Below are 22,387 nucleotides of genomic sequence, written 5' to 3' on the forward strand. Positions count from 1 at the left end.
ACGACTGACTTGAAGACAACCGCAACCCCTTCCGCGAACCACGACCGCGACGCTTTCGAGGCGGATTTCATCTACGGGCCAAGGCGGCGCGAGCGCTTCGCCTGGTTCGTCGCGGCCGCGGGCGTGCTGGTCGGCGTCGCCGGCATGGTCGCGGGCGCAAGCCTCTTTCCGCTAAAATCCACCGAGACCTTCGTGGTCGTGGTCGACAAGGAGACCGGCGAGATGGACCGGGTTGCGGCTGTCCAGGCCCTGACGCTCTCGGAAAGCGACGCGATCATCCAGGCCAACCTCGTGGCCTATGTCGATGACCGAGAGACCTATGACCTGACCGACGGCGAGCAGCGCATCAACTCGGTCCTCGACCGCTCGGATGGGGATGCCGCGCGCACGCTGCGCGATCTGTGGTCTTCCACAAATGAAGACTACCCGATCACCGTCTATGGGCGCGACGCCAAGATCGAAGTCGTGATAAAATCGGTGAACCAGATCGAGCGCGGGGTGGCGCAGGTCCGTTTCACCAGAACGCTCCGCCGCCCGCGCGACACCCGCACCGTGACCCGGTCCTACGTCGCCACCGTCGGCTACGACTTCCAACCCGAAACCCGCCAGCGCCTTCAGGACGTCTGGGCCAACCCCTTGGGCTTCGTGGTGACCTCCTACCGCGTCGACGCCGAGACCCTGGAGAACTGACGAAGATGAAATTCCTGCCCGCGCTCCTCCTGGCGCTTGCCATGCCCGTTGCCGCATCCGCCGAAGCCACGCCGCAAGGCGGCCCGCTCGACATCCGCATCCGCACCGCCGTCTATAACGAAAACCAGGTCTACCGGATCGAGACGGATCTGAGGCATTCGACCACGATTCATTTCGGGGCTGGCGAGCGGTTTGAAGCAGTGATCGTCGGCGACACCGAAAGCTTCCAGGTCGATCCGATCCCGGAGCTAGGTAATGTGCTGACGATCAAACCGCATGTGGCCAATGCCTCGACCAACATGACGGTGATCACCAACCGCCGCACCTATTCCTTCCATCTGCGCGAAGGCTCGATCCCGAACCGCACCGGCATGTTCTTCGAGGTCCGCTTCCGGTACCCCGATGAGGAACGCCGCGCGGCAGGTGCTACCCAGCCCAAAGGCTTCGAAGCGCCGAGGAACTACAATTACCGCGTCTCGGGCGATGGCGACTTCCGCCCCAGCCATGTCTACGACGACGGACGTTACACGTATTTCGTCTTCCCGGAAAACGGCCGCCAGCCCGCCCTCTTCAAGGCCGATGACCAGGGCCGTGAGCGCACGGTGAACTGGACCCAGCAAGACAACACCGTCCGGGTGCTCGGGGTGAACACCTACTGGACGCTGCGCATTGGCGATGAGGCGATCTGTGCGATGCGCGACGAGAGCGCCATCTACGTGAGCAACTGACCATGGCCGAGCAAACCCCTCCTGACCTTCAAAACCGACTCGATCAATTCAGCCAGCGCGGCAAATCCAAACGCCGGGGCAACAGCCTCGGGGTCGGCGCGCTCGCCGCTGCCCTCGCCCTTGGCGGCGCCGGGGTCGCGTATTTCCTGGCGACCGGTCTGCAGGAGGGCGATAGTGCGCTTGAGACTTCCGATGTCGAGACCTTCCAGGACCGCCGCCCCGGTACCGGTGGACGGTTGGAGTTCCCTCCCGACGATACTGAGCAGCGGGTGAACGACGCGCTGATCGCCGTCGAAGAAGCGCTCGATGTGCCTGCCGCCCCGGCTCCCGAGCCAAGCGCCGAGGTGCTGGCCGAGATCGCCAAGCTGCGCGAGGCCCTCGCCGCCAGCCAGGCCGCGCGCAACTCGGAAATCCAGTCCGCGGTAGCGGATCTGCGCGAGGCCTTCGACGAACAGAAGACAGCATTGGAAGCACTTATCGCGGAGAAGGAGGCTGAGCTTGCCAACCTGCAGCGCCAGACCGAAACGCGCATCGCCGGATTGCAAGCCATGCTCGATGCCGAACGGGCGCAGCGGGAAGGGCTAGAAGCCGAGCTCGACCGTGAGGGGCTGATCGCCGATCAGCGCCTGCTCGAAGAACGCCGCAGGCAGGAAGAGGAACAGCGTCAGCGCGAGGCCGAGCGGGTCGCCGAGGAGCTTCTGACCGCGCAGATCAAATCCCCCGCCGTGGTCTATGCCGACGGGCCGCGCGGTGGCCAAATTGGCGCGGCGGCCGCCGATCCGGCAGCCGCTGGCACCGGGGGACCGGTGCTTTCCGGCAATGAGCAGTTCCTGCAGACCGCCCGCCCGCTCGAGGTGCAGGAGGCCGCCCGCCTCGCTTACCCCGAGCGCACCCTGACGCAAGGGTCCGTCATCCAGGCTGCGCTCCAGACAGCCATCAACAGCGATCTGCCTGGGTCTGTCGTGGCGGTCGTCTCCGAACCGGTCCCGGCGTTTTCCGGGGACCGGATCCTGATCCCCCGGGGCTCGCGCCTTTTTGGCCAATACCGATCCGGGATCGACATGCACCAGAAACGCATTTTGATCGTCTGGACACGCGTCCTAACGCCGGACGGGACCTCGATGGAAATCGCCGCCGTGGGCGGGGACCAACTCGGCCGCTCGGGCCTCACCGGTCTTGTCGATACCAAATTCGCCGAACGCTTCGGCGGAGCTGCGCTGATTTCCGTGATCGGGGCGGCACCGGCCGTGGCGGCGGAAAGTACCAACAATGAAACCACGAGCATCGTCCTGGGCGATGTCGGCAGCGATCTGCAGGACGCGGTCGGTTCGGTCATTGCCGATCAGGTCTCGATCGCCCCGACGATCTATGTCGATCAGGGGGCCTCGGTCACTGTGCTCGTTGACAGGGATGTGGTGATTTACTGATGGAGCAGGCGTCACCAGCGTCATACCTCGAGCGTTATCTCGACCCGTTCCGCGACCTGCTGAGACGCGATGACGTGGTCGAGATCGCGATCAACCCGGATGGCAAGGTCTGGCTCGAGGTCGCGGGGGACGCCACCATGCGCCACGAAGGTCAGACCGTGGACCGGACCACCGCGCTCAACATGGCCCAGACCATCGTCGGCAATGCCAAGGCCCGCGTTTCTGAAAAGAACCCCCTCGTCTCCGGCAAGGTGGAATATGCGGGCCGCCCTCTTCGGGTCCAGGTCGCAGTGCCGCCCGCCATCGATCGCGGTGCCTCGATCACAATCCGGCTCTTCGCCTCTGGAAGCGTCCGGGAGTACGCCCCGGCCTATCTCTTCGGCAAGGCCGTCTCGCTCGATACGCTACGCTCCGAGAAGATGAAGAACATCGCCCAACTTGCCGAAGAGAACCTTGAGGCCGCGCTGCAAACCCTGGTCGAGGCGCGGCTCAACGTCCTGATCAGCGGTGGCACATCGACCGGCAAGACCACCTTCGCCCGCCACCTTCTGACTCACGTCAGCGAGCACGAGCGGCTGATTACCATCGAAGACGCCTTTGAGCTTTTCCCCGGCCAGCCGAACACCGTCGCCCTTCTGGCCGACCGCGGTGTCGGTTCACAACGCAGCGCCAACGCCCTCCTTCAGGCTTCCCTCCGCATGCGCCCCGACCGGATTATCGTCGGCGAGCTGCGCGGCGCCGAGGCCCTGACCTATCTCGAAGCCATAAACACAGGCCATGGCGGATCGGTCTCCACCATCCACGCCGAAACCGCGGAACTCGCCATCGACCGGCTGGCAATCATGGTGCTGCAGGCCGGCACACCGCTGACATTCGCCGAGGTGCGCGAATACATCCGGAAATCCATCGATGTGATCGTCCAGCTCGGGCGGGCCGAGGGGAAGCGGGGGATCACGGAGTTTTATCTGCCGGGTGGACAACAAGCCAGAACTGTCTCATCAAGCAGCGGCATACTCCAATAGACGCTCTGATTCATCAACCGGTACGAACCATCATTGCCCGGCCGCTTTGTTACAAGTAACGTCGAAAAAAAGGGGCAAGGTTTGAAAAATACGAAAGAAATCCAGACTGCGCTGTCTCAGGAGCTCGCGAAAAGCCAACCTGACCCGAAGAGGATTGCGCAGCTTAGTGATGCTTTACTGGACACCGCAGAAGATGCCGTCCGCTTCACCGTCGACGCTCAGCACATCAACCGCCTGGGTTTGGAACTGGTCGGAAAGCAGGAAACCGCTCTTTCTGAATTGATAAAAAACGCATACGACGCCGATGCTACAGAGGTAGCCATCCAATTCGAAAGATACGACGAGCCGGGAGGCGAGTTAGTCATTTCTGACAATGGTGTCGGAATGGACCTTGAGACAATTCGCAACGCTTGGATGCGCCTTTCCACCAACGATAAAGGCGACAACCCTGTCTCGGAGATCTATAAGCGGAGACGGGCGGGTCGCAAAGGAATTGGGAGATTTGCGGTACAGAGGCTCGGCAAGTCTCTAACTTTGGAAACCGCACAAAAGGGCGAGGCAACCGGACTTCGCGTTTCTTTCCAATGGGATAAGAATTTCCAAGCCGGAGTAGATCTCAACCAAGTCTGGCACCAGGTTGAAACTTTTGAGAAGGATCCAGGTGATTTCGGCACAACCCTAAAAATAGGTGACCTTAGAGACCGCTGGACAAAGGCAACCATAACACGCGTTTGGAAGTCAGTACTATTCTTGCAACCGCCATTCCAAGCGGATGATGATAGGCAGAGAAGCAACGGCTTCAACGTGACCATAAATGGTATCTCAAGTCGCCAACAGAGAATTGAACTGAACATTGAGGAGAATTTCCTCAACAACGCCGTAGCAAAAGTAATCGGATCCATTGATGAAGATGGGGTCGCCACTTTCCGCGTGACATCCGAAAAACTAGGCATCGATGAAACACATCGATCAGAAAAAAAATATCTTGTCGTCGGCCCGGTATGTTTGGACGCTTCATACTTTATTTATCTATCCACCTTCATGTCAGGAATGTCCGTGAAGATTGCTCAGGAAATGGGCCATAAGTATGGAGGGGTACGAGTTTACAGAAACGGCTTTCGTGTTTTGCCTTATGGCGAGCCGAACGACGATTGGTTGACGTTATCGTACGATTCAGCTCGTCGTAATCTTCTTGTGCCGGCAAACAACTTTAACTTTTTCGGCCATGTAAGCGTTGGTGAAGAAGGGAACCCGTTCCTCGAGGAAACAAGTTCTCGGGAAGGGTTCGTCGAAAACGAGGCCTTTGAAGAGCTCCAACTTTTCAGTCGCCGCTGCGTTGAGTGGGCCGCGACACGCGTGGCTTCCGTCCGTAAACGCAAAACTACCGCATCCCAACAGGACTTTGAGCCGACTTACACCCGAAAGCCCTCAGAGTTCGTACTTGAGAGGCTCGCAAACGAAAAAAAAGGCAAAGGGCCTGATCTCATCGGACAGGAAGCCGATGAAGCAGGCTCCGACGATCAAAGTGATGATGACCTTGCCGGAAGCAACGCCGCATTTCTGGAAGAGTTGTACCGAAAGCAAAAAGAATACGAAGATCGAACGGACGAAAAGATCGAACTATCGCTAGAGTACGAAAACATGCTTCGGATATTAGCCTCCCTTGGCATATCCATCAGTCTATTTGGTCATGAGATAAAGAGCGCGACAAATGCTGTAGACAACAGTTTGGCAGTTGCTGAGATCGACGCCGAAGGACTGAAAGACGACACTGAGCGCCAACAGCTGGAAGCGGACTTGAGATCCCTGAAGTCTGCAACAGATCGCATGTTTGACCTAGGCAGTTACGTAGAGGCTCTGGTTTCAAAAACTCGATCCAGGGAACTAACAGAAGTCCACATTGACACGGCTGTCAGACGGTTCCTGGGACAATTCCAATCCTACCTCCAGAAAAGGCATATTGAGTTTGAAATAGACATAGACCCCATAGACATTCGGGCGCCAAAGATGCACGCGTCTGAACTCGATTCCGTCCTATTTAACTTCCTTACGAACTCGGTAAAAGCGCTAGAAAAGACAAATTCGAAGAAGCCTAAGATACGTGTTGAGGGACGTGAGGAAGACGGCTTTGTGAAATTATCATTTGAGGACAATGGCGCTGGAATTGATCCCAAGATCGGCAATAGAGTTTTTGATGCCTTCTTCACTACGACCGAGACTGACGGCGATAGTATTTCAGGTATTGGAACAGGTTTAGGTCTAAAAATCGTTAGTGATATTGCGTTGGCGTACGGGGGAGAAGCTACGCTATCCGACGACGTAACGGCCGGATATTCGACGAGATTTGAGATTACGCTCAATAGGGGTGGATGATTTATGATTGGTTTCTTCATCGACGACAACGCCGAAGATCGCACGCGAATTGCGCGCCTCTTGGAGCAAAAAGAACTGCAAATAGACGGTAGATTTGAACCAATTGAACCGATAAAATTGCGCGATGAAATTTTAGCCGTAAGACCTGATCTGGTCGCTCTTGATTTCAGGCTTGATGACGAGGACCTTCCAGAGAACAATTACAAGGGCGGCGCCCTAGCGCAGATCCTAAGAGAGGCTCTCTTGGAAACTCCAGACTTGGATTTCCCAATTGTCCTGGTTTCCACCGAGGAAAACATCAAGCAAATCTATAGTATAGATAAGACTTCACACGACCTGTTTGACCAGAAATACATGAAGGGACAGCTAAGCGATCGCAAATACCGTACGACCTGCCAGCGGGAATTGCTAGGCCTCGCCAAGGGCTATAAGCGCATTGCGGCCGGGCTGGAGGCTGGGAATGCTGCGGGCAACTTGCTTTCTTTGACAGAAGATGAACTTGAGATAGTACCACTTCATGGCTTTGCCACAGATCTGAGGAACGCGAACTCAGTCACACATGTCGCGGCTCGAATATTACTCAGACAATTGATTGAGCGAGCTGGGCCACTCCTATCAAGCGAGGACGTCGCAGCCCGTCTAGGGATTGCGACCGAGCCGGGGCAGATCGCACGTATCATGTCCTATCTATTCGAGTCCGGATTTGGCTACGAAGGGGTTTTTGGGGATGGCTGGCCACGCATTTGGCGACACCGCCTCGAAGCATGGGCGAAGGAGCAGTTGAAGGTGCCCTTGACCTCGCTTTCTGGAGCCGAACGGGCAAACCAGCTCGCAAAGGCAATCGGTTTCGAACTGCAACCTGCCGTTTCCAAGTGGACAAATAGCTCAGATGAACTGTTTGCATTCGCTTGCACGACCTGCCGAGAGCCGACAGAGCGGCGCAATTCTCTTTCTTTATACGATAAGTACCTTTTACCATACTCCGAAAAGAAACGCATTTGCTTCGATTGCTTTATCCGAGGAGAGATGGAACGCTTTCCCCACCTCTCGATCGACGAGGGCGATATAGAGGTAGCAAACGATATTCGAGAAGGCAGGATCACGCGATAATGGCTACGATTAGTGCGCGTGAGATGGCTTCGGCGCTTGAAACATCCGTGAGAAAATATGTCGAAGTAGGTATTCTTGAAGGTGAAAGCTGTAATGCTATTGCTCCAGCTGTAGCACAGCTTCGCAAAGAAAGAACAAAAACAGCGTGGGAATACAGTGTCTCCAAGGGCGAGCCCATCAGATTTACAGAATGCACTGACAAGCAGGACGGGAGCAAGTTTAACCCCCTGATTATGGTTGAAAAAATTTGCGTAAGAACTGGGGAAGAGTTCCCCTATGATGAATGGGTGACGGTGTTAGTACTTGAATACAAGGACAGAACAAGAGAGTGTCCGAGATGGCACTTCGACCTTGGCAACGATGGTCAATCCGGTCCGAGGCTACACATGCAGTATGGCGGACACTATCATGCTGATAGGCGACTAGACCCTTCCTTCAAAGTTCCCAGATGGTCTGCGTTCCCCCTGGACACCATTCTGCTGCTCGAAGTTGTGGCAGCCAATTTCTTTGAGGAGCAATGGAAGTCAGCCCTACGTGACGACCGTACAATATTGAAGCACGTCAAAGTTAGCGAAGAACTCTGCTACAAGCCGCTGTCTGATAAGCTTCAGCACTACTTGACCGATCCAGCTATCGGAAGGAACGCTACGTTTCTGCGTAGTTGTTGGAATGACGACTGGCATTGACCCACCACCTGCTCAAAATCGAGCGGTCATTTATCTCTAAAGGTCCACTACAGTAAAGGCCCACTACAGTGGCTTCCCCTTTTACACATCTTAAGGAACCCTGATGGAGCTACCGATTAACATTCTGCCAGATGATCAATGGCGCGCAATTCTAACCAAGTATGGACACGGGCAGGTAGCCCTAAGGTTTCGGTATCAAGAGTGCGACGCCGAAGATCCCCGTTTTCAGGGGCATACTGTTGTTCACGGGAGGAATACCCGAACCGGTGACCTTACGTCCACCGGCTTCTTACAAGACCACAACCGAGAGATCATAGCGGGCATTGATAACATTCCGATCTAGCTCCCAACAACCCGGAACCGTTCGCACTGGAGTTCCAGATCACCGGCCGAGAGGTAGGAATCTGCTTTGATTTTCCCTGGCTTGACGCTACAGTCCGCCCAACAAACAGAAAGTCTGGGGGCTACGAGTGGTTCAACAAGATGCCCGCCGCAAGAAAGATCTTGGGGCGTTTTACACGCATAAGGCTCTTTCCGATTTGATTTGTGCGTGGGCAATTCAAACACCTCAGTCGACGGTCCTTGAGCCCAGCTTTGGTGGGTGTGGCTTTCTCCGATCAGCGCTAGATCGGCTAACCTCTTTTAATGCAAATGCCTCTCTGAGCCAGTTGTACGGATGTGACATCGATCCCCTGGCGTTCTCACATCTTTCGACGGTGTTTGAACAGTTGGTAGACTTGGATCGCTTTCACGAAGGCGATTTCTTGGATCAATCGTTCCCTTCCTCGTGGCCGAGCGCTTTCGACTCGGTAGTTGGGAATCCGCCATATCTGCCATATCGGAAGCTGCGGGTTGCACGGCGCGAAGCTGTCTTAAGCCAACTTCAGAGCTCCGGGCTGGAGTTAGATCGACGCGCAAGCCTCTGGGCATACTTCGTAGCCCTGGGCGTTCTGTATACTGCGGAAGGTGGTAGAAACGCGTGGGTGCTTCCCAGCAGCTTTCTCTACGCAAACTACTCCACTTCTCTTCGACTCTTTTTATCCGCAAACTTTGAGGACTGCTGCGCTTTTGAGCTGAAAGAACGACAGTTCTTGCTCGAAGGCACAGAAGAAAAGTCAATTGTTCTTCTCTGCAAAAGCAAAACCATAATACAGGACACACGGCAAAAGCGTGATATCCCACTGATTCAATGTAATGGCGTCAAAGATGTGGAATTGGCCATAAAAGAGTGGGAGCAAAGGAAGAAGCCTTACGTTTCTTTTTGCGGGACATCCGTTTATGATAGCCTATCTAAAGGACCCAAAGGGGTAATTCAGAAATTGCAAAAGGAATCTTGCCTGCGCTCGCTGGGGGATTTCTTATCTATTCGAATTGGTATCGTCACTGGTAATAATCGCTTCTTTTTGCTGGGCGAAGACGACCGAAAAGCCGCCAATCTCGCGGAGGGCGAACTTGACCGGATTCTGCCAAGATTTCACTTTGCGCCAGGTTTATCCTATGAATCCGCCGACCATGAGAATTTGCTTTCAGGTGGTGGGAAGGGCTTCCTCGTAAGTGTAAAAGACCAACGCTCCGTTTCTCAAGCAATGTCGAATTACCTTGCAAGGTATCCTGTTGCTGATGTTGAAACCTGTTCAACGTTCAAGAAGCGTTCGATCTGGAGCCATACGAACGATGGTTCTATCCCAGATGCGTTTTTTCCAGTTATGCAACACCACGGGCCGCGCCTTATCCTTAACGAAAGTGTAATGAACTGCACCAATTCGATCCACCGAGCGTATTTTAACGACAAGCTCTCGAAAACCGAGCAGAAGCTCCTTTCACTGTCCCTTCTTTCGACCTTTTCGCAGATTTCTGCCGAGATTTGCGGCCGCTCATATGGATCCGGGGCGCTAAAACACGAACCAAGAGAAGCAGAAAAAATCCATGTTCTGATGCCGCGCATACATCCGAAAACAGTCTCGGCCGCTTTCTGCCGTGTAGACCGACTTTTGCGAAATGGGAATCTCAGCGAGGCTCGGCAGTTCGTGGATCTACTTTTACTTGATACATTGAAAGTCGATGATGTTCATACAGATGCAGCATTGCTGGAATCTGGACTAACGCAATTAAAGGCTCACAGACATCGCTGACAGCAAAACCATCTAGGCCCCTTTGATGGCGACCTGGCTTTCGTGCAATCACGACAAATTCTTAAGATGCAAGCTGTGGCATATCGATAGGATTAGAACAATCTTTGCCGATCACAGTTGAGTATCAATAGGGCCGATTGTCCGCAGTGATCCGTTCGTTGCAGTACGAGACTTACCCACCCAATAACTCCTCGATGAAATCCTCCTGCCGGTCGAGCGCCGCCTCCCATTCCTTCGGCACTGCCGCTTCCCGCTCGAGCGTCTCGGGCTCTGGTTGCCCACGCCCGGCCTCCATCGTCCTCACGCTCATCGCGCGCGCTTCGCGGCGCTGTGATCGATCCCGGACAGGCGCGCGTTCGGCTAGTTTCTCAATCTCCTCCGCGACTGACCCATCACCACCGACGCCACTCACTATTCCATTCCAAGGCCCCACGCCCTGCACGCTCGGCGGATAGGGGAATGGCTTGCCCGCCTGGCGGGCCAACATGCCCTTGAAGTAGGGATCGTCGTAGTACTTGATCCGACTCGCCTTGATCGGGTGCTGGGGCGAGGCGAGGATGATCACCTCGTCGGGGTCCATCAGGCGCGCTTCGGTCTCGGAAAGTAGGGGCCGCTCTTCGAGCCGCGCCGAAGTCGAGGCCGCGCCGAGGATGCCCTTGTTGCGCCCATACATCCGGGTCACCGCCTCGCGGGTGGTGCTGCCGACGGCGGCGGAGACCTCCTTCACCGTGCGCTGGTCCCGCGGGGTGATGTAGAGTTTAAGCCCCGCCCCATTCTCGAGGCTCTCGCGGCCCTCGGGCCCATAAATCCGATCAAGCGAGGCCAGCGACTGTGCGATCATCGCGACGCGGCCGCCGTAGCTTGCCAGCGAATGGATCGCGCGCTCGAGATAGGGCATCGCCCCCATCTGCTGGAATTCGTCGATCATCATCATGACGGGCCAAGGCTCATCTGGACCGGGTTCGTTCAGGCGGATCGAGGCGATGAGATCGGCAAACATCAGGCGCAGGAGCGGCGCCAGAGTCGCGATGTGATCCTCGGAGACCGCGATGTAGAGCGACTGCGGGGTCTTCCGAAAAGTCGAGAAATCAAAGTCACTCGCCTCGGTGGCCGAGCGCACCGCCGGGTTGTCCCATTGCTTGAGACCGGCAGTCATCAGCGCCTGGATGTTCGAGGTGAGAAGTCGCGACGAAGCTGAGGCCGCGTTGGTCCAGAGTTCGCGAAGGATGTCTTCCTCGGCCTCGTCGGCATAGGTCTTGTATTGCGCGTTCTTGTATTCACCCCCGGCGACGATCTTGTTCACCTCGCCAAGGTTCGGCGTGCCGCGCTGTATCGCCAGCAGACAGGCCGCGACAAAGATCGACTTGCCTGCCTCAGAGAAGGTGTCGAGCGTCTTGTTGTCCTTGTCGAGAAAGAGGTCGGCCAGGATCGAGACCTCGGTGAAGCGCTGCGCGAATGTCGGGGCCTTCACGATCCGCGCGAGTGGGTTGTAACGATGCGTAGCATTGGCCCAGTCAAAGGGGCTGAACCGATAGACCTCGTCGCCGTTGAGTGCCCGGAGACGGGCGGTCTTCTCGAAGTTCTCGCCCTTGACGTCGAGCACCACGAGCGATCCCGCAAAACTGAGGAGGTTCGGGATCACGAAACCGACGCCCTTACCGGCGCGGGTCGGGGCCACCATCATCACATGCGGGATCGTGGTCGAGGATATGAACTCGGCCTTGGAGGTCGGCGCGCCAAGCTTGCCGCAGACAAAGCCCTTGCCCGGTGCCTGCAGCATGTCGTTCTTCTTCAGCTCCGCCTTGGTCTGCCAATGCGCCGATCCGTAATCGTCCCGCTCCTTCTTCCAGGTCCAGGCCAGCGCCAGCGCGCCGAGGCCGATCGCCCCGAAGCCGACAGCGCCAAAGCCGACCTTGAAGGCCTCGGGGTGCGCTGCGCGTGTAGCCGCACTCGCCTTCCAGAGCGCCAGAATGTCGAAGCTGCCAAAGCCGGTTTTCAGGGCCAGGGTCAGGTAGAAAGCGGCGACGATGGTGCCGATGACAGCGCCGCAGATCACGCCGAAGAGGAGCGCGGCCCAGAGGGGAAGTGTCTTGGTCATGGTGGTCATCCCCCTCAGAATTCCATCTCGTCATCGAGACCGCGGTCCCGACCGAGATCGCGCCCCATTTCCTGCGCCTCCTGCTGGCCGCGCATCCGCGCCACTTCGGTCGCCTTGTCCTGCTGCAATCCGGCGGCACGGTCGGTGAAGACCTGATCGCCGGTTTCCTCAAACGTCATTTCGAGGAATTCCTGCGTGACAGTGATCCGGTCGAGCTTGCTCGGCAGGGCCGCATCCAGCACCTCGTAGTTGCCACGGCGAAGCTCAGCCAAACCTTCCTCACCCAACTCCTTGAAGAGCTCGGATTGCAGGGTCCGCTCGACCGTCTCTTCCTGTTCTTCGGTGAGCCTGCCGTCCCGCAGCATGTCGGCGAGGTCCTGCAGGTAGGGATTGGGCGTCTGGTCGTCTTGGTCGATGAGCGGCAACATCGCCTCTTCCTCGTCCGCGAGGGTTCGACCGATCTCAACGCCCAGTTCCTTGGCGCGCTCCATCAGCGCGTCCATCACGCCGTCGACCTTCTCGAGCGCGGCATCGAGTTGATCGTCATTGGCCGTCTCCACGCTGAGACCGTCCTTCGCCAGCACCGCGTTCATGTCGCGCTCGACCCAGTCCTGCGCCATGCCGTAGTTCCGCGTGCCGCCGGCACTGATCCGGGCCACCAGTTCCTCGGTATCCATTCCGGCTTCCTCGGCGCGCTCGAGCACGTCGCGCAACCCTTCGTCATGGCCGGACTGCAGCGCGGCAATCAGCACCTCGCTGCCCGCCCCCGGCGGATAGGGTTCCTCGAGCTGCTTGCCGAAACGCGCGCGCAGTTCCGGGTCGGGCACCATCTGCGAGAGATCCGCGATGATCGGCGCGGCCTTGGCCTCGAAGGCGGCGCGCTCGGCCGGGTCCAGGTCTTCGGCTTTGAGCCTCAGCGCCTCGATCGTGCGCTCGGAATAGTCGATCGCATCACCGACGGTCTTGATGTCCTTCATGTCTATCTCTCCTTCGGTGAAGTTCCACGGCGTGCCGGAGCCAAGCCCGTTCGCCAAGCCACGCACAGCACGCGCCATGTGGCGCTGGCCCATGCGGTCCAGCAGGTCGGCGAGGTTCTTGTAGTCCTTGGCGAAGCCCACCACCTGCGCCTGCGCGATGGCGGATTCCTGTGCCGTCATGACGATCTCGCGCGGCAGGCGGGCCTCTTCCTTGGCGCGGTAGATCTCCTCGATCCCTGCAGGCTTCTCGAAGATGCCGCGCTCGAGCCGGGTGGTGGCGTCGAGCATCACGCCGTAGCCTTCCGCGATCTCGGCCTGCTTCTCGCGCATGAGTTGCGGCGACATCACACCCTCAGCCCAGCAGGAGAACCAGGTGCCGTTTTCGACGCCGCGATTGTTCAGGATGATGTGCGCATGCTTGTGCGCCCGGTCGTCATGGACCGCGAGCACATAGTCCCAATGGTCGCCGTATTCGCCGCGCTCGAAAAAGTGCTCCGTCCAGTCCAACGCGATGTCGCGGACTTGGTCGACCGTCACATCGGTCGGGAACGAGAGCAGCATGTGTGAGGTGAAACCGAGCTTGGTCGAGCCGCGCCAGGTCCTGGCCCAGTCCTCGATGATGTCCTCTTTTTGCTCTTCAGAAAGCACCGCCGCATCGGTCAGGGCGTTGGTCATCGTCGAGTAGGAGTAGACGGCTTTGTCGTTGATGTAGGAGATCTGCGCCCCGAGCGAGGCGCGCGTCTTGCAGCCCCCGGCCCGGATCCGTTTGAAGACCGCCGCCCGGCTCTGACCCGAGGCCGCTTTCAGCGCGTTTCGCGCCGACAGCGACCCCACCCGCGCGAAACTCCGCCCCTGCCGACGCCCCGCCAGCCGCGCGTCGATCCGCGCCGCGGCCTGACCCCGGATGCGCTCATCCTCCCAGAGCCGCCCCATGACCGAGGCGTAGAGGGCGAGCGGATCAGCCATTTCGAGAGTTCCGGTTCTTCAGCAAATCATCGGGTATCGCCGTTCGCGTTCGAGGCTTGCCGAGAGGCAGCGAAGGGCGATCCAATTCTGAACCGTAACTCTCACGCACCAGCCTCAGACCACTCCCGATCGCGCGCGGGTCATCCTCCAGAACCGCGCCATCCGCCCCCTGCCCTTCTTCCTTTTGCGGCCACTCCTGATGACGCAGCACCTGCGCCGCATCCTTCATCCGGCCCATCTCACGGCTCATCCGCTGCGCCAGATCAAGCAACTCGATCAGCACCGCGCGGTCGGCCTCCGAGACCTTCAGCCGACCGCGATGCACCGCTTTGGCGAGCGCCAGTCCCGTGTCGCTCACGTCCTTCGCCTGACGCCACGCCGCGCAGAATTCCCCTACCAGATCACGGGGTACATCGAGGAAACCGCACCGCCCACGCAGCACCGCATTGAGCGCCTGTGACCGGTTGGCATAGCCCCGTTCGCGCCACTCCGCATCGAAGGCTTCAAGCTCGGATCGGCTTGCGCGGAACGCCACTGTCTCGCTCGGGTCACGCACCGCGATCCCCTCGCCCACCTCCTCTTTTGCGAGCCGGTTCACATGGCGCGGAGAAATGCCAAACGCCGCCGCCAAATCCTTGGCGCTCTCGCCCGCCGCAAAGCGCCGCGCGACTTCGATGCGTTCTTCAAGCTTCAGGTTTTTCGCTGGCCTCGGCACAGGTCAGACCCCTCGGACAAAATGTGCAAACATTGGCGATATCCTGCCAACGTCTTCCTTCTCTCCTTCGCTTATACTTCAATACATCACATTGCGCAATATTACTTTTTGCATTTCGTGTCTTTTTGCGGGAAATGCGGTGTACTCAAGACCGCTGCGCAGCGCGGCATGGAACGGACGCAGTTCACAATGATACGCGGCAATCAGGTCAAAAGACTCTGCTGAAACTGTTACCCAATCAGCAGGTGACGACAGGCAAATCGAGCGCCCGAGCCGATCACGGATCGGGCGCCAGGAACACGAATACGGCCCGCGCGAGAAAGCGCGGCCACACCCTCTGAGGGCGTCACGAAGCATCTGAGAGTCGACGTCAGACCCCTGCGGATTCGAAGACCCGCAGGGGTGTCTGCGTCAGTGACCCAGTCCCTGATTGCGCAGATCGTCGTAGCGGCTGCGGGCGATCAGCGCCTCGGTCTCGAGGCTGTCGAGGGTCTCGGGATGGGTGTCTTCATCAAAGGCGGCGAGGTAGGCTTCGAAGGCCATGTCGGCTTGCAGTTCCGCGAGGTCGATGGATTGTTCGAGTGTCATGGTGTGATCCTTTCCGTTGATCGTCGTTGGACGGATCGTGGAAAAGACCGGGGGCATGAGAGCGGGCTGCACCCGGCACGGGGCGGAATGAAATGGAGCACGCCGGGGGCGGGTTTGTTGTGAGCGATGCCCCCGCAGCGCTCAAGGCGCCAGCCGTCCAGAAACTTGCCCCCGGCGTTGCTGACCGCTCGACCCCGGGCTAGCGATCTCTGAGGCCAACAGGTCGACGGAAAGGCGCGCGGCGGTGACACGGGCGCGAGACGTTGCTCCCCGGACGCATGACGTTGATCTGGGGTTTCCTCGCCTGCGGCCAAAGATGTGTTTGCCAACCCAGCGGCTTCGCCAAGACGACCCTGGCGCGGGTCGCCCGACTGAGAGGAGGATTGCGCTTGCCTCGCTCAGCTGGCTCCCAGTTCTCCCTGCTGACATTCGGTTTCGCCTCGGGTTCGCGCGATCCACGCTGTCACCGAACAGGGCGATCGGAGCCGCATCTGCGACCTATCCAGTCTGACTGCCCGACTCTATGTCCGCGTCCGAAATATGCGGCATTCTTCGGACACGGGTTTCGGACCCGAACTGCTGCCATTCCTCAGAACGAGGAAAGGCCAGACCGCCGGAGCGGTCTGGCCCTTGGCTTAGGCTGCGTCTTTGGGACCCCAGGGGATCACGGCCTGCAAGGACAGATCGTCCTGGTTCGCGGCCTTGCCGAGGTTGGCGTTGAAGCCGTGATCGCGGATAGTCAGCGTGTAGTAGTCGGCGCCGGTCTCCTTGTTCTGCTTCTTCCAGATGCCGCCGCACTCGACAAGCTTGCCGCGCGGTGAGCGGCCGAGGACGCGGTGCGTGGGGGCCATCGGGTTCGAGCTCGCGACGGGTTCGACCGTGATGTCGAGGTCGAAGGTCAGGGTCGAGATGGAGCCGACGCCCTTGGCGGTTTCGATGTCGGCGCTCGTGAATTTGATGCAGTTCGTGGTCATTGCTCTTCTCCTTGTTTGCGTTGCAATGATGGTCACCTTGCAGCTGGCCAAGGTCCGGCCACACCGAAGGCGAAGCGTGAGCGGAGAGGGGCAGGCGGCGGTCTTTTTGATCCGCGAGGAATGGCCCGCAGGGTCAGGGGAAAAAGATCGGCGACAACCTTTGTGGACGGGCCGACAGCTGCGACCAGCATGTCATGCAACTCAGACGCCCGGAGAAGTGCGGTGGCCTCGTAGGAAAATGAGTGAACAGCCGAGGGAGATGCCGGGGGCGGTGACTTTTCTGTCCTCTTGCCCCGATCCCCACCCGGACGAGTCGGAACTTTGCCTGACCCTGCGTCAAGTGCTGCGACGGCTGGTTTCCATGGCAACGCGATGTGTGTTGTCTGGAAGAGCAGCAGGGATACCGTCGAAGCCTCGACACCCTGCTCGGCTCACCCGGATTTCGAACGGACCCTCTACGACAGCCCGATAACCTGCGATTTGCGCATCACGACTATCACCGGCCTTATGCCAGCTGCGGCCAATGCGATTCTGCGGTCGTCGAACATCGTTTACGGCCAATGATGCCGCGGCAGAACAGCATATCCAGCAAGGCGAGGAACAACACCGGCCGAGACGCGAGGTACAAGAACACAGATGTAGCGCGCGCCCCAGCGACCGAAACCGAAACGGCCGAGATGAAGCGTTGCCACGACCATGCGACGGCTGGTCGGGCTGGCTCCGGAGGAGACTGCGCGGCCAGCGGCACGTCGCAGGGAGAGGCGGCGTTTCAGCTCGGGGAGGGCGGCTGCGTGCAACCGACCGAGTAGGGCGCGGTCCTGGCCAAAGGGCAGGAGGGGCCAAAGTTCCCCTTGAATGCTTCAGCTTAAAAATCAAAAGTTACTTCAACGGCAGGGCCATTGAGACAGACGGAACACACTTTGATTGAGCTGAAAATCGAACTTGTTGACATTAAACCACCGATCTGGCGCCGAATCCTCGTGCCGAATGACATCAACTTGGACATCCTGCATTCCGTTCTCCAGGGCGCTATGCCTTGGCAAGACTATCATTTGCATGAATTCGAGATTGCCGAAGACAGGTTCGAGGCCCGCGACGAAAGTGACGACAGCTGGGACCCAAACGATGGCCGGAAGGACGAAAAGAGGTTTACTCTTGGAGAGCTGGTCAAGAAAGGCAGCCAGTTCACATACACTTATGATTTCGGCGATGGTTGGCGACATCTCGTCACTGTCGAGAAGGTTAACAAACCAACCGGAAGACCAGATCTGGACTTTCCCGCCTGTGTTGCCGGAGAGCGCGCGTGCCCGCCAGAGGACTGTGGAGGGCCCTACTCTTACGAAGAGTTTCTCGACGCGCTGACCGACAAACGCCACCCGGAACATCGTGATACAAAGAAATGGGCGGGCGCGTTCGAACCGGAAGCGTTCAGCGTGCAGCAAGCCAATGCTGCCGTCGGTGCGATGTTTGTATGGGCAAAAGAACGCCGCGATCGAAAGTGAAACCTGACGCTGGTTTGGGGAAGCTGTACGCGCGGGGCTACCTTCTTCCAGCGTGAAATACATAACGAGAACCTGGAAGTTGGTGAGTAATGCTACGCTAGCGACCTCGAGCGAACTTGGGGGTCCAGCTCTCAATCAATGAGGCTTCTTCTTCGTAGGCCTCGTCATCAGGGTCGTCGGCAAGTTCTTCGCTGGAAAGGACGGTAAGGGTGAAGCCGTAAGCGCCGAGACCGATGACTTCTTCATCCAACGCAAGCCGTCGCCCGCAAGAGAACCATTCAGCAAGACTGGTTTGTCCACAAATCGAGCGTGCGGACCGGATGTTTTGCGTATCAGCATTGAACCGCAGGGTATGGGTTCGTGGCAGCGGAGTACCCTTTTTGAGGAATGTGAGCTTGTCGAGCTTTTTGAAGCTTTCAGACAAGAACGCATATGCGACCTTGTCGCCGGAACTGACGACGACCGCCATCGGATAGTCGCAACATTCTGCAGCTCTGATGGCAGAGGCTGTAAGGGAGCACTCTGCCAAGTGAGCCAGCGCAACGATTCCGTCCAGACCGACACGGTTTCCCCCGATCACCTCGCCAACCAGCTTGGAGGGCATTAGCAACCCAGACGCAAAATGATCCGCCTCTAGCTCTATCGAGCTGGTCCCTTGTGAAAACCCGGCCCTGGACATGTGGATCGGAGCAGTCTTCAGAATTTCCTCGGGATGCCCCTCAAGAAAATAGTGGCCAAGTTCGTGAGCCACGGTGAACCTGCGAAACCCTTCGCTCTTGATATCGGTCGCATAGAAGATGCCAACGCTCTCTTCATGGAAGATGATCCCGCCGCTCACGCCAACCCGGCCGGGATCCTTTGGCTCAACAAAGATGTCTTCGGTCTCCGCAATCGCAAACGGATCAACGGGGAAGGCATCGTAGCCTTTTTCTTTTGCTTTGAGTTCACCTTGGCGTCGCGCCATATGAATTCGGAATTTGCTCAACGACCTGACTTTCTTTGGTTCATGAGGTCGATCATCATTTGGATGTGTTCTCGGTCGTCATCCGATAAATTTTCTTCACCGCGAAAAGCCGTTGTTGCCCCGGCCATATCACTGGTCCTGCCGAGCAAGTAGTCTGATGTAACGCTTAATGCTTTGGCGAGGGTCCGAATGTTCGCAAAGGAAGGCTTGCGCCGTTCCTTCTCGAAATGGCCGATCGCTGATGGCTGTAACCCTGTTTTCGCCGCAAGCTCCGTTTGGTTGATCCCTCGCGCCTCTCTAGCTAGCCGCAACCTGTCACCGAACCCGCCGTTGGAATCCGTAGAATTTGACATGACGCTCCCGCGTGTGTTACTATGACGATATCGTAGGACTCACGCCGCTTGCTCGCGGCTTCTTTTTTGACTTTCTATCCTACGAAAGCGTCAAAAACTGTAGGACGGATCGGGGAATCCGTCAAGCCTGAGGGGGCAGAAGAACATGAATATCAGGACGAACCTCGAAGATTTTGCCCGCAGCCTGGAGATCGATCCCGTCGAAGCTGCGCTGATGGACGTTGCGCGCGCCATTCAGATCACTCGTTCCATGCACGATGAAGCCGACAGGCATTTTCGTGGACTCGCACAGCATGTCGACCGCCCTGGTAGCCCTCTCGAGGACTTAGTGCTTGAGGTCTATCCATCCGGCAGCTTTGCAATTCACGCGGCAACTCGGTCACGCCTTAAGACCGACCAGCACGACGTTGACGCCGTACTCGAGATCGCGATCCCTCCTCGTACCGACCCCGCATGGGTGCTTGAGCAATTGTACAAAGCGATCAAAGGCGAAAAAGGCAGCAAGTATTACGACTATCTGATTGAGAAAAACAGCCGCTGTATCACGGTTACCTACCCGGACGGCGTCACGGTCGATCTGATGCCAGTCGTTCGCATCGATGGGACCCCCGAACGCGTGGCGACCTTGTTTCACTACAAGCCCGAGACGGACGAGCGGTACCACAAGGAGATCAATCCGAAGGGGTTTGCCGATCACTTCAATGCTCACGTCGAGATCAGCGAGACGTTTCAGAAGCGCTTCGACGCGCGTCGTTACCTCGTCGATGGCGAAACCTACACCGAACTGGCCACGCGGCTGTCAAATGAGACGTCTGGTCTGGCGTTGCAAAAGGCAGATACCCAACCGATGCCGGTGCATGTCCCGCTCGACCAGAAATCGCCTCGCGTGGTTGCCCTGCAACTGATCAAGAGGTTCCGCGACAAACGGTATCGCAAGCATGACGATCACCGTGGCAAACGCAAACCGCCGGCCGTCATTATCGCAGCGATTGCAATCGATGCCAGCCCTGCAACCGATAGCCTGGTCGATGAAGTGATTGCGATTGCCAAGCGTATGCGCTGGCAGATCCGCAATGCTGAACAGAACCTGCGGCTGCTTGAAGTTCGCAATCCGGCACATTATCCGGACCTCTTTACCGATCGGTGGCCGGCTCAAAGGAGCGATCAGCAGCTTTGGGCGGCGGACTTGCTCACCCTCATCGAACGCCTCGAAAACCTAAAGCGGGTTGGCTTCGATCCGGCAGTAATCCAATCGACGTTTGACGATCTGTTCGGCGAAAAGGCCGGTGAGACCGCTCTGCAGGCCTATCATCGCGCACAGACTGTCCAGCTCGAACATGGTGCGCTCGGCATGACACCGAGCGGGCATTTGAAACCTGCGGCGCCAGTTTCGTCCCTGGCTGCTCCAGCTCTGGGTGCTGGGATCGCATCCGCACCAGGCCTCGTGAGGCCTGCACGCGCGAATACGAACATGGGGGGCACTGTACCTGATGATAACTGTTGGTGATCAGATTGCGGACACGGCCGATGTCTATCCCGAATGGTCATGCGACCGGCTGAGCCAGCGAACATGTGTCTGGGAGGGGCATCTGCAGCCGCACAGAACGACATACCGGCTGCGGGTAGAGTATACGGAACCCCTATTGCTCGAAGGCAGATCAAACCTGTACCTGCAGCCACTGGTTGAGGTTCTTGAACCGACATTGCAAAGGCGTTTCGGCAACGAAGAAGGGTCCCTACCGCATGTTTACGTGTCACATCCGAGAACAGAGCGTACGGGGCCATTCCTCTGCCTCTTCGACGACGGAGCGGATCAATGGTCGCCAGATGACCTGATCAGCAATACGACCATTCCCTGGGCGTCCAACTGGCTGAGCTGCTACGAAAGCTGGCTCGCTTCGGGAAAATGGTTTGGGACCGGCAAACACATCAGAAGTCAGTCAGGCGGGCGATCCAGGTTGGCGGTACTTATGGAGAGATTTTATGGCACAACCTCAATCCCGCCGCTCGCAGGGCACCATCTTTCACCGTCGAGATCAACTCGAATGGCCCGCAGATGATCTTCGCATACTGTCCATTGATGGCGGCGGCATAAAAGGCATTCTGCCTGCGGCGGTGCTGGCGGAATGCGAGCGTCGTTTCTTGAAGGGCGGTTCGGCAGCCAGCTACTTCGACATGATCGCCGGCACTTCAACCGGAGGAATAATCGCGCTCGGCATGGCAGCAGGAATGCGCGCCGAGGAGGTTCTGGAAATCTATATGCGCCACGGGTCGGAAATATTTCCCCGGCCCTGGTCTCCGCCAACTCGAATTGGTCGCGCGCTGCGATCTGCTTACCAGTTCGCCAGCGATCTTGCCGTCTATCGATACAACCGCGAACCCTTGGAGCGAGCGCTTCTAGACCGCTTTGGCAACAGGAAACTGGGCTCGGTCAATGTGCGTTTGAACATTCCCGCTTTCGATGGGTTCAACGAGGTCAACGTCCTCAAGACCCCGCACCACCCTGACTTTCGCCTCGACTGGCAGGAAGAACTGGTCACGGTGGCATTGGCGACATCCGCTGCACCGACGTTCTTCTCGACCTACCGAAACGGCACCCGGCACTTTGCCGATGGCGGTGTTTGGGCGAACAACCCCGTCATGGTGGCGCTGGTGGATGCCATGAGCTGTTTCAACGTCGACAGGCACAAAATCGAAATCCTGAGCCTTGGTTGTGGCGATCAAGACCTTCGTATGACTGATGGTCAAATCAAGCGCGGCGGCATGTTCCACTGGAGAACTATCATCGAAAGCGCGATGCACCTACAAAGTCAGAACGCCCTCGGTCAGGCAGGGCTGTTGATCGGGCGAGACCGCATGCTTCGTCTGACATCCGCTCCAACGCTCGAACCGATTGCGCTTGATGACTTCGCGCGGGCAAGTGCCGAACTGCCACAGCAGGCGAAGCGGCTTGTCGAGGAAAACGCCGAACGACTTGAGGCATTCTTCGATATGCCTCGGCTTGCTGCTGCGTTTTACCATGGACCGAGTAACGTAAAAGGTGCGACTTAGAGTTGGGCCACATTCGCCGATAGTATCGGAT

General features: G+C 57.8%; 18 protein-coding genes. 11 read left to right on the plus strand and 7 right to left on the minus strand.

Features of this window, described 5'->3' with window-relative positions; genetic code table 11:
• The first annotated feature begins 9 nt into the window (after positions 1 to 9).
• The 8 genes from IMCC21224_RS25715 to IMCC21224_RS25755 all read left to right on the plus strand — a co-directional run bounded on the left by IMCC21224_RS25715 (position 10) and on the right by IMCC21224_RS25755 (position 10,168).
• Positions 10 to 690, plus strand: a complete 681-nt coding sequence (locus IMCC21224_RS25715) for a virB8 family protein (protein WP_047998404.1) — start codon at positions 10 to 12, stop codon at positions 688 to 690.
• A 5-nt stretch (positions 691 to 695) separates the two neighbouring features.
• Positions 696 to 1,418: a TrbG/VirB9 family P-type conjugative transfer protein gene (locus IMCC21224_RS25720; RefSeq protein ID WP_047998405.1), complete on the plus strand. Its 723-nt coding sequence runs from the start codon at positions 696 to 698 to the stop codon at positions 1,416 to 1,418.
• A gap of 2 nt (positions 1,419 to 1,420) precedes the next feature.
• A complete protein-coding gene (locus IMCC21224_RS25725; RefSeq protein WP_047998406.1) occupies positions 1,421 to 2,845 on the plus strand; it encodes a TrbI/VirB10 family protein in 1,425 nt (474 codons plus the stop codon).
• Positions 2,845 to 3,867, plus strand: coding sequence for a P-type DNA transfer ATPase VirB11 (virB11, locus tag IMCC21224_RS25730; RefSeq protein ID WP_047998407.1), 1,023 nt, complete (start codon positions 2,845 to 2,847; stop codon positions 3,865 to 3,867). The genes IMCC21224_RS25725 and virB11 overlap by 1 nt, the downstream gene beginning before the upstream one ends.
• A gap of 81 nt (positions 3,868 to 3,948) precedes the next feature.
• Complete coding sequence (locus tag IMCC21224_RS25735) at positions 3,949 to 6,240, plus strand: sensor histidine kinase (protein WP_047998408.1); 2,292 nt, start codon at positions 3,949 to 3,951, stop codon at positions 6,238 to 6,240.
• A gap of 3 nt (positions 6,241 to 6,243) precedes the next feature.
• On the plus strand, positions 6,244 to 7,350 hold the full coding sequence (locus IMCC21224_RS25740) for a hypothetical protein (RefSeq protein WP_047998409.1): 1,107 nt from the start codon (positions 6,244 to 6,246) through the stop codon (positions 7,348 to 7,350).
• On the plus strand, positions 7,350 to 8,036 hold the full coding sequence (locus tag IMCC21224_RS25745) for a hypothetical protein (RefSeq protein ID WP_047998410.1): 687 nt from the start codon (positions 7,350 to 7,352) through the stop codon (positions 8,034 to 8,036). Before IMCC21224_RS25740 ends, IMCC21224_RS25745 begins: the two co-directional genes overlap by 1 nt.
• Before the next feature lie 470 nt (positions 8,037 to 8,506).
• Positions 8,507 to 10,168 (plus strand): N-6 DNA methylase, encoded by a 1,662-nt coding sequence (locus tag IMCC21224_RS25755; RefSeq protein ID WP_047998412.1) that lies wholly within the window; start codon positions 8,507 to 8,509, stop codon positions 10,166 to 10,168.
• 172 nt (positions 10,169 to 10,340) lie between these two features.
• Here the strand turns inward: IMCC21224_RS25755 and IMCC21224_RS25760 are convergent, their stop codons facing one another.
• The 5 genes from IMCC21224_RS25760 to IMCC21224_RS25775 all read right to left on the minus strand — a co-directional run bounded on the left by IMCC21224_RS25760 (position 10,341) and on the right by IMCC21224_RS25775 (position 16,486).
• On the minus strand, positions 10,341 to 12,266 hold the full coding sequence (locus tag IMCC21224_RS25760; protein ID WP_047998444.1) for a type IV secretory system conjugative DNA transfer family protein: 1,926 nt from the start codon (positions 12,264 to 12,266) through the stop codon (positions 10,341 to 10,343).
• Between the two features lie 14 nt (positions 12,267 to 12,280).
• Complete coding sequence (locus tag IMCC21224_RS25765) at positions 12,281 to 14,209, minus strand: relaxase/mobilization nuclease domain-containing protein (protein WP_047998413.1); 1,929 nt, start codon at positions 14,207 to 14,209, stop codon at positions 12,281 to 12,283.
• Positions 14,202 to 14,924, minus strand: coding sequence for a helix-turn-helix domain-containing protein (locus IMCC21224_RS25770; RefSeq protein WP_156178445.1), 723 nt, complete (start codon positions 14,922 to 14,924; stop codon positions 14,202 to 14,204). The genes IMCC21224_RS25765 and IMCC21224_RS25770 overlap by 8 nt, the downstream gene beginning before the upstream one ends.
• Positions 14,925 to 15,335: 411 nt before the next feature.
• Positions 15,336 to 15,512: a hypothetical protein gene (locus tag IMCC21224_RS28390; protein WP_231582242.1), complete on the minus strand. Its 177-nt coding sequence runs from the start codon at positions 15,510 to 15,512 to the stop codon at positions 15,336 to 15,338.
• Between the two features lie 635 nt (positions 15,513 to 16,147).
• Positions 16,148 to 16,486, minus strand: a complete 339-nt coding sequence (locus IMCC21224_RS25775) for a DUF736 family protein (RefSeq protein ID WP_008335659.1) — start codon at positions 16,484 to 16,486, stop codon at positions 16,148 to 16,150.
• Positions 16,487 to 17,406: 920 nt separating this feature from the next.
• Between IMCC21224_RS25775 and IMCC21224_RS25785 the strand changes: the two genes are divergently transcribed.
• Positions 17,407 to 17,988 carry a plasmid pRiA4b ORF-3 family protein gene (locus IMCC21224_RS25785; protein ID WP_231582243.1) on the plus strand — a complete coding sequence of 194 codons (582 nt, stop codon included), beginning with the start codon at positions 17,407 to 17,409 and terminating at the stop codon, positions 17,986 to 17,988.
• A 97-nt stretch (positions 17,989 to 18,085) separates the two neighbouring features.
• Here the strand turns inward: IMCC21224_RS25785 and IMCC21224_RS25790 are convergent, their stop codons facing one another.
• Together IMCC21224_RS25790 and IMCC21224_RS25795 are read right to left on the minus strand one after the other, a co-directional pair.
• Positions 18,086 to 18,973 (minus strand): ImmA/IrrE family metallo-endopeptidase, encoded by an 888-nt coding sequence (locus tag IMCC21224_RS25790; protein ID WP_053079231.1) that lies wholly within the window; start codon positions 18,971 to 18,973, stop codon positions 18,086 to 18,088.
• The gene (locus IMCC21224_RS25795) at positions 18,970 to 19,305 is read right to left on the minus strand and encodes a helix-turn-helix domain-containing protein (protein WP_047998417.1); all 336 of its coding nucleotides are present in this window, start codon (positions 19,303 to 19,305) and stop codon (positions 18,970 to 18,972) included. The genes IMCC21224_RS25790 and IMCC21224_RS25795 overlap by 4 nt, the downstream gene beginning before the upstream one ends.
• Positions 19,306 to 19,450: 145 nt before the next feature.
• On the opposite strand from IMCC21224_RS25795, the gene IMCC21224_RS25800 reads away from it, so the two are divergent.
• Together IMCC21224_RS25800 and IMCC21224_RS25805 are read left to right on the plus strand one after the other, a co-directional pair.
• On the plus strand, positions 19,451 to 20,812 hold the full coding sequence (locus IMCC21224_RS25800) for a nucleotidyltransferase (protein WP_047998418.1): 1,362 nt from the start codon (positions 19,451 to 19,453) through the stop codon (positions 20,810 to 20,812).
• 476 nt (positions 20,813 to 21,288) lie between these two features.
• Positions 21,289 to 22,356 (plus strand): CBASS cGAMP-activated phospholipase, encoded by a 1,068-nt coding sequence (locus IMCC21224_RS25805; protein ID WP_047998419.1) that lies wholly within the window; start codon positions 21,289 to 21,291, stop codon positions 22,354 to 22,356.
• Positions 22,357 to 22,387 lie beyond the last annotated feature (31 nt).

The sequence above is a fragment of the Puniceibacterium sp. IMCC21224 genome (assembly GCF_001038505.1).
GTDB lineage: Bacteria > Pseudomonadota > Alphaproteobacteria > Rhodobacterales > Rhodobacteraceae > Puniceibacterium.

Excerpts from the sequence above, each read along its gene's own strand:
- IMCC21224_RS25720 (WP_047998405.1), top strand. The coding sequence starts at position 696 with ATGAAATTCCTGCCCGCGCTCCTCCTGGCGCTTGCCATGCCCGTTGCC.
- IMCC21224_RS25725 (WP_047998406.1), top strand. The coding sequence starts at position 1,421 with ATGGCCGAGCAAACCCCTCCTGACCTTCAAAACCGACTCGATCAATTC.
- virB11 (WP_047998407.1), top strand. The coding sequence starts at position 2,845 with ATGGAGCAGGCGTCACCAGCGTCATACCTCGAGCGTTATCTCGACCCG.
- IMCC21224_RS25740 (WP_047998409.1), top strand. The coding sequence starts at position 6,244 with ATGATTGGTTTCTTCATCGACGACAACGCCGAAGATCGCACGCGAATT.
- IMCC21224_RS25745 (WP_047998410.1), top strand. The coding sequence starts at position 7,350 with ATGGCTACGATTAGTGCGCGTGAGATGGCTTCGGCGCTTGAAACATCC.
- IMCC21224_RS25760 (WP_047998444.1), bottom strand. The coding sequence starts at position 12,266 with ATGACCAAGACACTTCCCCTCTGGGCCGCGCTCCTCTTCGGCGTGATC.
- IMCC21224_RS25765 (WP_047998413.1), bottom strand. The coding sequence starts at position 14,209 with ATGGCTGATCCGCTCGCCCTCTACGCCTCGGTCATGGGGCGGCTCTGG.
- IMCC21224_RS28390 (WP_231582242.1), bottom strand. The coding sequence starts at position 15,512 with ATGACACTCGAACAATCCATCGACCTCGCGGAACTGCAAGCCGACATG.
- IMCC21224_RS25775 (WP_008335659.1), bottom strand. The coding sequence starts at position 16,486 with ATGACCACGAACTGCATCAAATTCACGAGCGCCGACATCGAAACCGCC.
- IMCC21224_RS25795 (WP_047998417.1), bottom strand. The coding sequence starts at position 19,305 with ATGTCAAATTCTACGGATTCCAACGGCGGGTTCGGTGACAGGTTGCGG.
- IMCC21224_RS25800 (WP_047998418.1), top strand. The coding sequence starts at position 19,451 with ATGAATATCAGGACGAACCTCGAAGATTTTGCCCGCAGCCTGGAGATC.
- IMCC21224_RS25805 (WP_047998419.1), top strand. The coding sequence starts at position 21,289 with ATGGCACAACCTCAATCCCGCCGCTCGCAGGGCACCATCTTTCACCGT.